This window comes from Amycolatopsis stemonae (assembly GCF_054781455.1).
This window is the reverse complement of the sequence record NZ_BAAGUJ010000007.1, coordinates 248,820-262,570: the sequence shown is the minus strand read 5'-3', so window position 1 is coordinate 262,570 and position 13,751 is coordinate 248,820. Positions and strand designations below refer to the sequence as shown.

The following is a 13,751-nucleotide window of genomic DNA, read 5'->3' as shown; positions in this document are numbered from 1 at the left end:
CGGAAACTGATGGTGACGGAAACGTAGGCCACGTAACGTTTCTCTCATGCATGCAGAGGTGTCACTCGCCGGGAGGCCCGCCGTGCGTTGAGGTCCGCAGGCGCCGACCGTACACAGTGGACTTTCTCGATCGCTGAGGAAAGGACGTCCCGTGAACACGCTCCCGCCGGAACCGGACTCCGCACCGCCGACACCGCCCACCGCGTCCCAGCGCGTCATCGAGGCCTTCGAGCGCCTCACCGAAGCCGGCCGGCCGGACCTCTGGTCCACCCTGCGCGCGGTCGAAGACGTCCTCGTCGACGCGAAGGCCGTCGACGAGCGGGTCAAGGCGGGGGAGGAGCTGCCGCTGGCCGGCACGGTCCTCGCCGTGCAGGACCTGATCGACGTTGCCGGGCAGCCGTCCGGGCGCCGGGTCCCCGAAACCTCCGCCACCGTCGTGGCCCGGCTCTCCGCCGCCGGGGCCGTCGTGCTCGGCAAGACCGGGCCCGCCACCGTCGCCTCGGCCTGGGACCCGGCCAAGACCGGCGGCAGCGGCGCGGCGGTCGCCGTCGCGCTCGGGATCGTCGACCTGGCCCTGAGCACCTCGGGCCCGGTCCCGGCCGCGCTGAACGCCGTCGTCGCGCTGAAACCGACCCGGGGCCTGCTGCCGATGACCGGCGTCGGCGCCTCGGACGGCATCTCCGTGTACGCGAACGGCCTCGTCGCCGGCCGCCGCGCCCTCGCGCTGATGACCGGCCCGGACGACGCCGACCCCGCGACGCGCACCTGGCCCGCCGACGTCCGCCTCGGCGCGGGCGAGCACCCGCGCATCGCGTACCCGCACGACCTGCCGCTGGGTGACGCCGCGGCGATCGCGTTCGAGACCGTCGTGAAGCGGCTGACGGCGACGGGCGCGGTGCTGGAGCCGGTCTCCATCGGGCAGCCGGACTTCGGCGACGCCCTCCTGCTGCCCACCGTGCCGGACCACCCGGCGCTCGCCGAAGCACTGGCCGACCCGGCCGCCGTGGCCCACCGCCTGGCCGGCTGCACCGCCTTCACGAACCTGCTCGACCTGGCCGCGGTGACCGTGCCGGTGCTGCCGGGCGACAAGCGCCCGTTCGGCGTCACCTTCGCGACGCGCGCGTTCGAAGACCAGATCGGGCTCGACCTCGCCACCGTCTGCACGGACGAACCCATGACGCCCTACCCGGAGCCGGGCGAGGACGTCGTCGTGTTCGGCGCGCACCTGCGCGGCCAGCCGCTCAACCCGCGGCTCACCGAGCTGGGGGCCCGGTTCACCCGGCCGGTCCGGACCACCGAGGACTACCGGATGGTGTTGCTGGACACCGAACCGCCGCAGCCGGGCGTGCTGGACCACCCGCAGGGCGGCGGCCTCGACGGCGAAAGCTGGCGGCTGTCCCCGGCGGCGTTCGAGCAGTTCGTGTCGACGCTGAAGGAACCCTTCGTCCTCGACCGGGTCGAGCTGGACGACGGCACCCGCCCGCTCGCGGTGCGGTGCGACCCGGCGGCGCGGGGCGCCCGCCTGGACCGCTACGAGTCCTGGCGCGGCTACGTCCGGTTCACCTCGACGGCCGGGCTGCGAGGCCCCGGCTGACCCGGCGCACCAGGCCCGGCCCGTGCAGCGCGAACCCCGTGTAGAGCTGCACGAGCGACGCCCCGGCGTCCACCAGCCGCACGGCGTCGTCCGGGCCCATGACGCCGCCGACGCCGATGATCGGCAGGCTCCCGCCGGTGTGGTCGTGCACGAACCGCACGACCTGCGCCGCGCGGGTGGTCAGCGGCCGGCCGGACAGGCCTCCCCCCTGCCCGGCCAGGCTGCTCTCCGCGGGCGCGATGCCGTCGCGGGCGAGCGTGGTGTTCGTGGCGATGATCCCGGCGACGCCGTGTTCGGACGCGACCTCCAGGAGCTCGCCGAGGGCGTCGTCGGTCAGGTCCGGCGCGACCTTCACCAGCAGCGGCGTCGGGGTGCCCGATCCGGCGAGTTCGGCGGACGTGGCCCGCAGTTCGCCGAGGAGCTCGCCGAGCGCGGTGCGGTCCTGCAGCCGGCGCAGCCCCGGCGTGTTCGGCGAGCTGACGTTGATCGCGAAGTAGTCGGCGTACGGGTGCAGTGCACGCAGGGAGAAGCGGTAGTCCTCGACGGCGTCTTCGAGCGGCGTCACCTTCGACTTGCCGATGCTGATTCCGAGCGGCACGCCGGGTTTCCCGTCGCGGGCGAGCTTGGCCGCGAGCGCCTCGGCGCCGTCGTTGTTGAAGCCCATGCGGTTGATCACCGCGTCGCTGGCGGGGAGGCTGAACAGCCGCGGCTTGGGGTTGCCCGGCTGCGCCAGCCGCGTCACCGTGCCGACCTCGACGAACCCGAACCCGAGCGCGGCCCACGCGGGCAGCGCACGCCCGTTCTTGTCCATCCCGGCGGCCAGGCCGACGCGGTTGGGGAACCGCAGGCCCAGCACCGTCACCGGGTCGTCGACCCGGAACACCCGGGGCATGGCTTTGCCGAACCGGGAAAGGACGCCGATCGTGCGCTCGTGCACCAGCTCGGGGTCGTGGTAGGAGAGCCGGTACAGGGCCGGGCGGACGATCTTGTCGAAGAACACGCCCCCATGCTGCCAAATCGCCCGGAACGCGCGACCGGAGCGTCACCCCGGCGTGAACGGGACCACGGTCAGCCCGCGGCCTGGAGGTCCTTCCACTCGTCTTCGAGCATCGCGTAGATCAGCTCGTCGGTCCACTCGCCCTTGACGATCTCGTTCTCCTTGAGGTGCGCTTCCTCGCGCATGCCGAGGCGTTCCATCAGAGCGGCGGACGCGGTGTTGCGGCCGTCGCAGCGGCCGATGATGCGGTGCAGTCCCAGATCTTCGAAGCCCAGCCGCAGCAGTTCGGTGGTCGCCTCGGCGGCCAGGCCCTTGCCGTGGTGGTCGGGGTGGAAGACGAACCCGATCTCCCCCTGCCGGTGCTCGCTGCTGAGCCACTCCAGATTCAGGTCGCCGATCAGCTGCCCGGTGGCGGCCAGTTCGACCGCGACGGCCAGGAACTGCCCTTCCTTCGTCAGCGTCGAACTGTGCACCCGTTTGGCCAGCGCGGCGGCCGATTCGGCGCGGCTGCGCGGCCCCCAGTACAGGTAGCGGGCGACGTCGGCCCGGGACTGGAAGGAGTTCAGCGCATCGAGGTCTTCGGGCGCGAACGGGCGCAGGAGCAGCCGGTCCGTGGTGATCGGGTAGTCGGGCCTGAGCATGCGTCCAGGCTAGCGACGTTCAGCCGTCCGGGGGACAGAACGGCGTAATGCGTTCGGCGAACCCCGCGGTCGGATCGCCGGACGGTCGTCCGGGGCCGCCGGATGGGGGTGACCTGCACAAATGAGCGCATAAGGGTGCCCCCGGGGTGCCTCTCGAGCGCCGTCAACGCCCGAGCCCGAGCCGGACTGGTGCTCGGGAACCCCGGAGGCCCGGTGACTGCCTGGTATTCGCTATCAGGCACCACGTGAAGCAGGCGATGAGCCGAAGGTGGCTCAGTTGTATCGCTGCTCAAAGTCCTCCACGTGCCATCCGCTAGCGGACAGCCACCTCACGAGTCCTGTTGGAATACAACTTAGGACCACCTCCTTTCTCGTGTACCACCACGCTAGGCGAAGTTCCCGGTCCCCGGCAACGTCATTTCGCCGATCTCACTCCGCAGCCGGGCCTTGCGCCGTTGGGCGTGACCAGGACGCCGTGGTCGGGCATCCGCCGGTGCGCGGCGACGCTCGCGACCTGGCCGGTGCGCACGTTCGGCGTCGGGCTTCGAGCGGGATCCGTTGTGCCGCAAAGTGGTCCGGCAGGACCAGGTCGGCCGCGCAGCTGGTGCCGTGGCCGATCCGCACTTCAGCTCGCCGGAGCCGGGCCGTGCTGGTCTTTCGGGCAGAACCACGTCGGCCGCCGCTGGACGTCGTGGCCCTGCGTGCGGACCTGGACCCGGCCGCCGCAGCGGAAGCAGCCCTGGCGGGTGCGCTCGTACACCCAGTTCTTGCGGTTGCGGTCGAGGTGGCCGGTGGTGCTCTGCTCGAAGCGCCCGGCGACGGCGTTGGCCAGGATCAGCCTGCGGGCCAGCAGAACCGTGCGGCCGACGTCCACTTCGGACACCGGCGTCCACGGCGTCACGCCGAGCAGGAAGCAGATTTCGCACTTGTAGAGGTTCCCGACGCCCGCCATGACGCGCTGGTCGAGCAGCGCCAGGCCCAGTTCGCGCCCGGGATCGGCGGCCAGCGCCGCGGCCGCGCGGGCCGCGTGCTCGTCGGTCCACTGTGGATCCAGCAGGTCCGGGCCGAGGTGCGCGACGAGGTCGTGCTCCTTCGCCGTGGCCACGAGTTTGAGGTCGTGGACGCGGAAGCCGATCACCTGGACGTCGGCCGCGGTCAGGACCACGCGGGCGTGGTGGCCGGGGCGGCGCCACTTCGCGCCGGCCGGGTAGACGTCCCACATGCCGTCCATCAGCAGGTGCGAATGCAGCGTCAGGTCGCCGGAGAAGCGCGTGAACAGGTGCTTGCCGACCGTGCCGACGCCCAGCACGTCGCGCCCGGAAAGGTCCACTGTGGCCAGCTGGGGCACGCGGAACTCCCCGCGCAGCAAGGTCTTGCCGGCGATGGCCCGGTCGAAGCGCTTTCCGACGAGGTAGACGGTGTCACCTTCGGGCACGGCTCATCCCGCGGATTCGGTCACCTCGGCCGGCGCCTCGGGCGTCTCCGGGGCCGGGCCTTCGGGCCAGTCCGGGCCCTCGGGTTCCTCGCCCGCGATGCGGTGCCGGCCGGCCCGGCTGGAGCGCAGGATCTTCGCCAGCACCATGTTGAACGTCAGCGCGATCTCCTGCGCACCCGGCGAGTGCCACTCGTGGATCGGGCTGCACGCGCCCTGCGCCTGCTGCACGGCCAGCCGGTCGGTGATCGCCGTCGGCATCACCAGCGAGCCGAAGTTCTCGCGCAGCTCGGCGATCCGGAACTGGTGCTCGTAGGAGCGCACGCGCAGCTTGTTCACCAGGACACCGATCGGGCGCAGCTCCGGGTTGAGCTCCTTGCGGATCTTCTCGATCGCTTCGAGCGCCCGGTGCGCGCCGGCGACGGCGTACATCGTCGGCTCGGTGACGATCAGCGCGCTGTCCGCGCCCACCAGCGCCGACTTCGTGAGCCGGCCCAGCGACGGCGGGCAGTCCAGGATCACCAGCTCGTACGGCGTCTCGCGCAGCGGTGTGCGGTGCAGCTCGTCCAGCGCGCGGGAGAAGTTCGCGAGCCGCTCGCTGTCGGCGCCGGGGTCGTTGAGCAGCTCCAGCTCTTCGGCGCCGACCAGGACGTCGACGTCCTCGCTCCAGACGCTCGGCGCGATCGCGCGTTCCAGCATCGCCCGGGTGGGGGTCTCGAGCACGTCGGCGAGCGTCGCGTCGGTGTACGGCGGGTCGAGGGAGGTCGTGGCGTTGCCCTGCGGGTCGAGGTCCACCACCAGCGTCCGCGTGCCCCTACGCAGGGCGGCGGACGCGATACCCAGAGCGACCGTCGTCTTGCCGACGCCTCCCTTGAGGCTGAGTACGGCGACCGTGTGCACGATCTCCAGCCTACGGGTGTCCGCGAGAGGCGCCGTCAGGCAAGGGGCGTTCACTCGAAGGGAGGAGCCGGGGAGGCGGGCGGGAGCGGGCACTACCCTGTGCGGCATGAAGACGGAGACCGTGGCCGCCCGGGGTTCGGGCGCCGTTCGCCGGGTGCTCGAGGCCGAGCTGAAGGCCGCCCGCGCCCGGGGCGCCGAGCACCCCCGCGTCGTCGACGTGGGCGGCGGCAGCGGCGGCTGGGCGGTGCCGTTCGCGGCGGCGGGCTGCCGGGTGACCGTCGTCGAACCGAGCCCGAACGCGCTGGCCACGCTGCAGCGGCGCGCCGAGGAAGAGGGCGTCTCCGAGCTGATCACGGTGGTCGCGGACGACTCCGACGCGCTCGGCCGCCACGTCGACGCCGGCTCGGCCGACCTCGTGCTGGCGCACGGGCTGCTGGAGATCGTCGACGACCCGGCCGCGGTGCTGTCCGCGCTGGCGACGGCGGTCGCCCCGGGCGGGGCGGTGTCGGTCCTGGTCGCGAACCGGCACGCGGCGGTGCTGCACCGCGCGCTCTCGGGCCGGGTCGCGGAGGCCCGGCAACTGCTGGAAAGCCCGGACGGCGTCGCCGCGGGCGACACGGTGCTGCGCCGGTTCGACAGCGCCGGCCTGACGGCCCAGCTGGAGGCCGCGGGCCTGGAAGTGACGCTGCTGCAGGGCGACCGGGTGATCTCGGACCTCGTCTCCGGCGACGTCCGCGAAGACGACTTGGCGGAGTTCGAGCTGGCGGCCGCGGGTTCCTCGCTGCGGGACGTCGCCGGCCGGCTGCACGCGGTGGCGCGCCCGCCCGTGTGAGCCGCGGGGTCGCCGAAACTGTCGGTGGTGGCCGGTAGCGTCCTTTCTCGTGGGGCGAAATGCTGAGCTGCCGGGCGGGATGGGCCGGTTCCGGGTCCGGGCGGGGGAACCGCTGCCGGACGACACCGGGTGCGGGATGCTGCACGTCGACATGGACGCGTTCTTCGTGTCGGTCGAGCTGCGGACCCGCCCCGAGCTGGCGGACAAGCCGGTCGTCGTGTCGGGCGGCGGGCCGCGGGCCGTCGTCGCCGCGGCGAACTACCCGGCGCGGAAGTTCGGTGTGCGCTCGGCGATGCCGTTCTCGACGGCGAAGCGGCTGTGCCCGCACCTGATCAACATCCCGCCGACGGGCGGCCTCTACAGCGAGGTCTCGCGGGGCGTGATGGGCATCTTCCGTGAGCTGACGCCGCTGGTGGAGCCGCTGAGCCTGGACGAAGCGTTCCTGGACGTCAGCGGGGCGCTGCGGCGGCTGGGCGCGACGCCGGCGTCGCTGGGTGCGCAACTGCGCGCGCGAGTGGCGGCCGAACACGGGATCACGTGCTCGGTCGGGGTGGCGAAGGTCAAGTTCGTCGCGAAGCTGGCGTCGGGCATGGCGAAGCCGGACGGCATGGTCGTGGTGCCGGCGGCGGAAACCCTGGCGTTCCTGCACCCGCTGCCGGTGTCGGCGCTCTGGGGCGTGGGTGCGCGCACGGAGGAGCACCTGCGCCGGCTGGGCCTGGCGACGATCGCCGACGTCGCGGCGTTCCCGCCGGAGCGCCTGAAGAAGTCCCTGGGCACGGCGATCGGCGAGCACCTGTACCGCCTCGCGCACGGCGTCGACGAGCGCGCGGTGGTGGTCGACTCACCGGACAAGTCGATCGGCGCGGAGCACACGTTCGACGTCGACCGCCACGACCGTTCCGAGCTGGGCCTGGAGCTGCTGAGGTTGTCGGAGCGCGTCGGAGCGACGCTGCGTGCGCGGGGCGTGCGCGGCCGGACGGTCTCGATCAAGGTGCGGTTCGCGGACTTCCACACGATCACCCGGGCCCGCACGCTGGTCTCGGCAACGGACGTGGCCCGCGAGATCCACGCGGTGGCGGTGGCCCTGCTGGCGGAGCACGCCCCGACGGGAGCGGTCCGGCTGATCGGGGTGCGGGTGGAGGGCCTGGACACAGGCGAGGCGGGGGAGCAGCTGCTGTTCGACTCACCGGCCCCGCGCTGGCGGGACGCCGAGGTGGCGGCGGACGTGGCAAGGTCGAAGTTCGGTTCGGCGGCCGTGCGACCGGCTTCACTGCTCGGGCCGCGGGAGGGGTGATCGGCCGAGGTATTAGGGCGCGGGGTTGAGGGCTGCGGGAGGGTGATCGGCCGAGATACAGGGCGCGGGGTTGAGGGCCGCGGGAGGGGTGATCGGCCGGGGCGTTGGTCCGTAGGCGGGGCCGCGGGAGGGTGGTCAGCCCGGGGTGGTTGCTGGGCCGCGGGCGAGGTGATCAGCCGAGGTGGGGCCGGGTCGATTCTCGGCGACCGCCCGGCCCCAGTGACGCCTCCGGGCCCGGCTGCCGTCTCCCGGCCCGGCCGCCGCAGGAGTCGGCTTGATCACGTGCCGCCGAATCCCCTCCCAGCCGCGGTGACCGGTTCATCACCATCCGGGCCGCTCGCCCCGCCGAACGCGCCGCCGCCGTATACGCACCGTGAAATCGCGCCCGACGAACGTCCCCCACATCGCGGCCGGAGCAGTGATTTGGTCACATTGGGCGACGGTGACCGTGCGCAACCCTCTTCGTGCGGGATTTAGCCCAATTCGATCCCTTCTGGATGCGGGATCGGGTAGTCGTCCGGGCGCGGGCCTCGTATCCTGGACAGTGCCACCCCGCCTGGGGTTGGCTGTTGGGTCCAGGACGTTGCGCGGCCCGGCGCCCGCGACAGCTGTGCCGGAGGAGGAAAGATGCCACTCTCCGAGCATGAGCAGCGGCTGCTCGATCAGATCGAGCGCGAGCTCTATGCCGAGGACCCCAAGTTCGCATCCACGGTGCGTGGCACCCGGTTGCGTCGCCCCGCTCGCCGACGGCGTATTCAGGGCATCGCCCTGTTCGTAGTGGGCGTGGCCCTGCTGGTGCTGGGCGTGGTGGTGCCGCAGTTCCGGGTGGCCGACATCCCGCTGATCAGCGTGCTCGGGTTCCTCGTGATGTTCTTCGGGGTCATGATGGCCGTCACATCGATTCGGCACGGTGGTGCCGAAGCCGACGGCAAGGGCGGTGGATCGGGATCTCGCGGGGGCAAGCAGTCGGGCCGCCGGAGTTCCTTCACCCAGCGGATGGAGGAGCGCTTCCGCCAGCGCTTCGAGGAGCAGTAGCGCCGCAAGACCACGAGATCCGCGTCCCGCCTTCCAGGGTGGGACGCGGATCTTCTTGTGTGCTCAGGCGGGCCCGGAAACCCGCGTGACAGTGGGTGACACCCGGTCGGGTGACGGGCCGCGGTGACCTCCGCGACAGCGCGGCTCAGTCGCGGGTGCGGAAGAGGGACTTCGGGAACAGCCGGCCCTTCCACGACAACGGAGCGTTCCGGTGCAGGCTCCGCCGGAGGTGGTCGAACGCCGGCGGGAGCGTCGGGTCCGGTTCGCCGTCCGCGCCGTACCAGGACCGCTCCACCACGCCGATCACCGTGCGCAGGCCTTCGCGGCCTTCGTCGTCCAGGTGGTGCTTCGCCGCCAGCTTCTGCCCGGCCACGCGGACCGTGTCGCTCGGCGGGATCGGCAGCCCGCGGTCGGCGCACTCGGCCCGCAGCTCGGACCACGCCGCGTCCGCCGCGCCGGGACGCTGCCCGACGATCTCCTGCAGGCGCCGTCGCCGGCCCACGTCCCGCGCCGCCGACGGACCCAGCAGCCCCGCCAGCAGCAGCACCACGATGAGGCTGAACCACCAGGCCACCAGCCAGGTCAGCACGCCCAGCACGGCCACCCACAGGGCGGCCGCGATCAGCGGCAGCCAGTTCTTGAGCACCGCGCCGAGCCCGGTCGACGCCGGTTCGCGGTCGGGGCGTCTCCGGCGCCCGCCGGCCAGCACCAGGACCGTCGCCACCAGGGCCAGCGCCACGAGCGCCAGGACGAGCACCCACACGAAGAACGGCGTGCCTTCGTCGGTCGCCTGCGGGCCCTGCGCCTGCTGGTTCTGCTCTGTGTCGCGGGGCACGCCCGTCGGCGCGGCGCTCGACTGGACCGTGCTCGGCGCCACCTGGGTGTCGTCGGGCTGGTTGCCGCCTTCGGTGCCGGCCTGCAGGTACGACGGGGTGATGCCGCGGCCGTCCGAAAGCGGCGTCGGGTCGAACGTCACCCAGCCCTTGCCGCCGAAGTACGCCTCGACCCACGCGTGCGCGTCCTGGGTGGTGATCGACAGGTAGTCGTTGACCTGCACGCCGGGGGTGAACCCGATGGCCACCCGCGACGGGATGCCCGCCACCCGCAGCATCACGGCCATCGCCGACGCGAACTGTTCGCAGAAGCCGCGCTTGCCGTTGAGGATGAAGTCGGCGAGGGCGTCCGAGTCGTTGGCCGGCGCGGTCTTCGTGTCGTAGACGAAGCCGTTCTGCGCCGTGAAGTACCGCCAGATCGCCGACGCGCGGTCGAAGTCGTTGGACGAGCCCGCGATCAGCTGCTGCGTCTTCGCACGGACGCGGTCGTCGACGCGGTCGATCTGGGTGTAGCGCGGCGGCAGGTCGTCGACGCGCGGGGTGACGCGCAGCTCCTGGGCCGTCGGCTCCTTCAGCGACGCGTATTCGGTGTAAGAGGGCGGAACCTCGCTGCGCGTGGTGAACACCGTGCCGCTGACCTGGTCGTAGAGGTAGCCGTTGGAGGCGCCGTCGATCACGCGCGGGGCGCCGTACACCGGCAGCCAGTTGTCGCGCCAGTTCGTCGGCTCGACGTCGATCCGGCGCGCGGCACCGCTGCCGTCGTCGCCGGGCGCGGCCGGCAGCTGCGGCCCGACCTGGACGCCCTGCTGCGACCGGCCGTCGTCGTGCAGGCCCCAGCCCTTGTTGGGGTAGTAGGTGTCCAGCGTCATCGCGCGCAGCAGCCGCCGGTCGGTGCCGAGGCCGCGGACCTTGAACAGCTCGCGGTTGGCGCCCTGGTCGAGCATGCCGCGCAGCTCGGTGAACGGCTGGATGCCGAACCCGCCGGCGCCCGCGCCGGGGCCGTCGCCGCCGTTGCCGAACGGGATCCGCCCTACCGTGCCGACCCAGGTGATCGCGCCGCCGAACAGGCCGAGCACGATCGCCGCGGCCACGACCGCGACGGGCGCGGACAGCACGCCCGGCTTGCCGCTGCGCCCGGGGGCTTCCCGGGTGCGCCAGCGCCGGTGCCGGTGGTTGCCGTCGACCGCCAGCAGGCCGGCGAACGCGGCCCCGCCGAGCAGGAACGTCCACCACGGCAGCATTTCCTCGGACAGCGCGGCCGGCACGGCGTAGACGCAGAGCAGCACGAGCCCGGTCGCGGCGGGGGCCGCGGCGGCCACGGTCAGCGTGTCGACCAGGACGGCGACCAGGCCGATCAGGATCGTCACCAGGCAGAGGATCGGCTGGCTGCCCTCGACCGGCGGCAGCCCCACGCGGATCTGCTCGGCGGCGGCCGAGAGCGTGTTCCCGATCTCGCCGAACGCCTCGGGGCCGGGGATGACCTGCAGGATGCCGTGCGTGGTGAACGCGCCGGTGATCAGGAAGAGCAGCACGAGCAGCTGGCCGAGCCCGACGAGCACGGTCGGTACCTGCAGCGAGCGCAGCGCCAGGCCGGTCGCGCCGATCAGCAGCACCGCGACGAAGAGGTAGCCGAACCAGGCCAGGCCGGACACGACGCTCGTGACCGACGTCGCCGCGCAGAGCGTGGCGATACCGGCGGCGGCGGGGGCGAGCAGGCTGCCGCGCCAGGCCGAAAGCGGGTGCTGGGAGGAGGGTCGCCGGGGCCCGTTCGCGGGCGCGCCGGACGGCCGGGGCGGGGCGCTGGTGCTCATCGCTGACCGCCGATCAGGGTGTGGCGGCGGGCGCCGCTGCGGCACAGCTCGGCCCACACCTGGGGCATCGGGGAACCGGGGCCGGCGACCACCACGCCCCAGCCCGCCGCGCGCAGCAGGGCCGCCGAGTCCTCCGTGGCGGCCGCCCGCTGCTCGGGGGCGCTCACCCCGGACGACCACGTGGGCGTGTCGAGCAGGACGGCGAGGCTGCGGATGCCGCGCGGGCGGAACTGGGTCAGCTCGTGGACGGCCTCGGTGCTGACCGTGCCGAGGACGGCGATCAGCTCCTGGCCGTCGGCCGGGTCGCCGGCCAGGGTGATGTCCCGCTGGTGGGCCGGCTGCAGCGCGGCCAGCGCGTCGAGCACGACGTTGTCGTAGTGGTCGCCGCCTTCGCCGGGGATGTCGGCGAGCGTGCCGCCGTGCTCGGTGACCAGCCGGACGCGGTGCCCGGACCGGCGCAGCTGCAGCGCGGCCGAGGCGGCGAACGACACCGCCCACTCCAGGCTGGCGGCCGGGCCGCTGCCGTGGTGGGCCGCGGCGCGGTGGTCGAGCAGCACCGTCGTGCCGCCGCGCCACGGCCGCTCCTCGACGCGCACCATGATCTCGTCGCGGCGGGCGGTCGAGCGCCAGTGCACCTTCCGCAGGTCGTCGCCCTGGCGGTACTGGCGGACGATCACGTCGGCCTCGCCCTGCCCGGCGTGCAGCCGGACCGTGCCGTCGTCACCGACGCCGATGCCCGCGCCGCTCGGCAGGCCCCACAGCGGGACCACCCGGGGCACGACGACCAGCCGCGAATGCCCGATCAGCTCGCGCTCGAACTCACACAGCCCGAACGGGTCGGTGATGGTCGCGCGCAGCGGCCCGACCTGCTGGATCCCGCGCAGCACCGGCTGCAGCGGGTAGCGCAGCGCGACCTTCCGGTCGTGCGGCAGGCGTTCGACGACGAACCGCGGCCGCGAGCCCAGCGCGTACGGCACGCCGTCTTCGAGCAGGATCTCGCCGGCCGGCAGCCGTCCGCTGCGCCACAGCTCCAGCTGCACCTCGCCGGCGCCGCCGACCGCGACCCGCTGGGGGTGCAGCGCGCGCGTGGCGCCGATGCGCAGCCGGGTCGCCGAGATGAACGCCGCCACCAGCAGCGGCAGCGCCACCACGAAGACGGCGACGCGCAGCAGGTCGCGCTCGTTGAGCACGAACGAGCACACCGCGGCCGCGAGTCCCGCGGCCAGCAGGCAGCGGCCGCGGGTGGTCAGGCCGGACAGGGCACGCAGCATGCCGTTTCTCCCCTTCGCCGCGGACTAGGGCCGGGAGCCCTGCGGCACCGGCACCCGGTGCAGCACCGCCCGCACGACGTCGGTCGCCGACCGGCGCGCCGCGTGGGCCTCCGTGGTCAGCACCAGGCGGTGCGCGAGCACCGGGCCCGCGACCGTGTGCAGGTCGTCCGGGACGACGTAGTCGCGCCCCGACAGCGCCGCCTGCGCCCGCGCGGCGCGGACGAGGTGCAGCGTGGCGCGCGGGGACGCGCCGAGCCGGATCTCCGGGACCTGCCGGGTGGCCGAGACGAGCTCGACGGCGTACCGGCGGACCTCCGGCGCGATGTGCACGCCGCGGACCGTCTCGATCAGCCGGTGCACGGTCTGGCCGTCGGACACCGGCTCCAGCTCTTCGAGCGGGTTGTGGCCGGCGTGCTCGTCGACCATGGCCAGCTCGGCCTGCTGGTCGGGGTAGCCGATGGAGACCCGCGCGGTGAACCGGTCGCGCTGGGCTTCGGGCAGCGCGTACGTGCCTTCCATCTCGATCGGGTTCTGCGTGGCGATCACCATGAACGGCTGCTCGAGCCGGTAGGTCGAGGTGTCGACGGTGACCTGGTGCTCTTCCATGCACTCCAGCAGCGCCGACTGCGTCTTCGGCGAAGCGCGGTTGATCTCGTCGCCCACCACGATGTTCGCGAACACCGGGCCGGGGCGGAAGTCGAACTCGCCGGACTGGCGGTTGTAGATCGAAACGCCGGTGACGTCGCTGGGCAGCAGGTCCGGGGTGAACTGGATGCGGCTGACCGTGCAGTCGATCGACCGGGCCAGGGCCTTGGCCAGCGACGTCTTCCCGACGCCGGGCACGTCCTCGACCAGGAGGTGGCCCTCGGCCAGCAGCGTGACCAGCGCGATCCGGATGACGTCGGGTTTGCCGACCAGCACCCGCTCCACGTTGGCGGCGATCCGCCGCGCGGTCTCGTGCAGTTCGTCCAGCGACACTCTGGCCGGGCGGCCGGGCGCCCGGCCGTTGCCCGTGGACTCCGCCGGATAAGGCGGGCGTCCGGATGCCTGCTCGCCCGATCCGGGCGTCGCAGACTGGATTCTCGACGTCACTCGACCTCCTGGGTGGCGC

At 73.1% G+C, this 13,751-nt stretch carries 11 protein-coding genes; 4 read left to right on the top strand and 7 right to left on the bottom strand.

All coding sequences use genetic code 11. The features are described 5' to 3' along the window. Positions 1-151: 151 nt before the first annotated feature. On the top strand, positions 152-1,594 hold the full coding sequence (locus tag ACYVLJ_RS26470; RefSeq protein WP_460440739.1) for an amidase: 1,443 nt from the start codon (positions 152-154) through the stop codon (positions 1,592-1,594). Here ACYVLJ_RS26470 and ACYVLJ_RS26465 read toward each other — a convergent pair. The 4 genes from ACYVLJ_RS26465 to ACYVLJ_RS26450 form a co-directional block, all read right to left on the bottom strand. After that, a complete protein-coding gene (locus ACYVLJ_RS26465; RefSeq protein ID WP_460440738.1) occupies positions 1,560-2,594 on the bottom strand; it encodes a dihydroorotate dehydrogenase in 1,035 nt (344 codons plus the stop codon). The genes ACYVLJ_RS26470 and ACYVLJ_RS26465 overlap by 35 nt on opposite strands. Before the next feature lie 68 nt (positions 2,595-2,662). Then, positions 2,663-3,232 carry a GNAT family N-acetyltransferase gene (locus ACYVLJ_RS26460; protein ID WP_460440737.1) on the bottom strand — a complete coding sequence of 190 codons (570 nt, stop codon included), beginning with the start codon at positions 3,230-3,232 and terminating at the stop codon, positions 2,663-2,665. A 625-nt stretch (positions 3,233-3,857) separates the two neighbouring features. Beyond that, entirely contained in the window at positions 3,858-4,667 is an 810-nt protein-coding gene (locus ACYVLJ_RS26455; RefSeq protein ID WP_460440736.1) for a DNA-formamidopyrimidine glycosylase family protein, read from the bottom strand. A gap of 3 nt (positions 4,668-4,670) precedes the next feature. Next, on the bottom strand, positions 4,671-5,564 hold the full coding sequence (locus ACYVLJ_RS26450; protein ID WP_451983503.1) for a ParA family protein: 894 nt from the start codon (positions 5,562-5,564) through the stop codon (positions 4,671-4,673). Between the two features lie 106 nt (positions 5,565-5,670). On the opposite strand from ACYVLJ_RS26450, the gene ACYVLJ_RS26445 reads away from it, so the two are divergent. From ACYVLJ_RS26445 to ACYVLJ_RS26435, 3 genes are all read left to right on the top strand, one after another. Beyond that, positions 5,671-6,396: a methyltransferase domain-containing protein gene (locus ACYVLJ_RS26445; RefSeq protein WP_460440735.1), complete on the top strand. Its 726-nt coding sequence runs from the start codon at positions 5,671-5,673 to the stop codon at positions 6,394-6,396. A gap of 79 nt (positions 6,397-6,475) precedes the next feature. After that, the gene (gene dinB, locus ACYVLJ_RS26440; protein ID WP_460440859.1) at positions 6,476-7,690 is read left to right on the top strand and encodes a Y-family DNA polymerase; all 1,215 of its coding nucleotides are present in this window, start codon (positions 6,476-6,478) and stop codon (positions 7,688-7,690) included. 627 nt (positions 7,691-8,317) lie between these two features. Further along, complete coding sequence (locus ACYVLJ_RS26435) at positions 8,318-8,725, top strand: DUF3040 domain-containing protein (protein ID WP_460440734.1); 408 nt, start codon at positions 8,318-8,320, stop codon at positions 8,723-8,725. Positions 8,726-8,870: 145 nt separating this feature from the next. Here ACYVLJ_RS26435 and ACYVLJ_RS26430 read toward each other — a convergent pair whose 3' ends face one another. From ACYVLJ_RS26430 to ACYVLJ_RS26420, 3 genes are read right to left on the bottom strand one after another with little or no spacing between them, the layout of a single operon-like run. Continuing rightward, positions 8,871-11,369 (bottom strand): transglutaminase TgpA family protein, encoded by a 2,499-nt coding sequence (locus ACYVLJ_RS26430; RefSeq protein WP_460440733.1) that lies wholly within the window; start codon positions 11,367-11,369, stop codon positions 8,871-8,873. After that, complete coding sequence (locus ACYVLJ_RS26425) at positions 11,366-12,640, bottom strand: DUF58 domain-containing protein (RefSeq protein ID WP_451983495.1); 1,275 nt, start codon at positions 12,638-12,640, stop codon at positions 11,366-11,368. Before ACYVLJ_RS26425 ends, ACYVLJ_RS26430 begins: the two co-directional genes overlap by 4 nt. Before the next feature lie 24 nt (positions 12,641-12,664). Continuing rightward, entirely contained in the window at positions 12,665-13,732 is a 1,068-nt protein-coding gene (locus ACYVLJ_RS26420; RefSeq protein WP_451983493.1) for an AAA family ATPase, read from the bottom strand. Positions 13,733-13,751: the final 19 nt, after the last annotated feature.

Bases quoted from the DNA above. Each gene is read 5' to 3' on its own strand.
- ACYVLJ_RS26460 (WP_460440737.1), bottom strand. From the start codon at position 3,232: ATGCTCAGGCCCGACTACCCGATCACCACGGACCGGCTGCTCCTGCGC.
- ACYVLJ_RS26445 (WP_460440735.1), top strand. From the start codon at position 5,671: ATGAAGACGGAGACCGTGGCCGCCCGGGGTTCGGGCGCCGTTCGCCGG.
- dinB (WP_460440859.1), top strand. From the start codon at position 6,476: ATGGGCCGGTTCCGGGTCCGGGCGGGGGAACCGCTGCCGGACGACACC.
- ACYVLJ_RS26435 (WP_460440734.1), top strand. From the start codon at position 8,318: ATGCCACTCTCCGAGCATGAGCAGCGGCTGCTCGATCAGATCGAGCGC.
- ACYVLJ_RS26430 (WP_460440733.1), bottom strand. From the start codon at position 11,369: ATGAGCACCAGCGCCCCGCCCCGGCCGTCCGGCGCGCCCGCGAACGGG.
- ACYVLJ_RS26425 (WP_451983495.1), bottom strand. From the start codon at position 12,640: ATGCTGCGTGCCCTGTCCGGCCTGACCACCCGCGGCCGCTGCCTGCTG.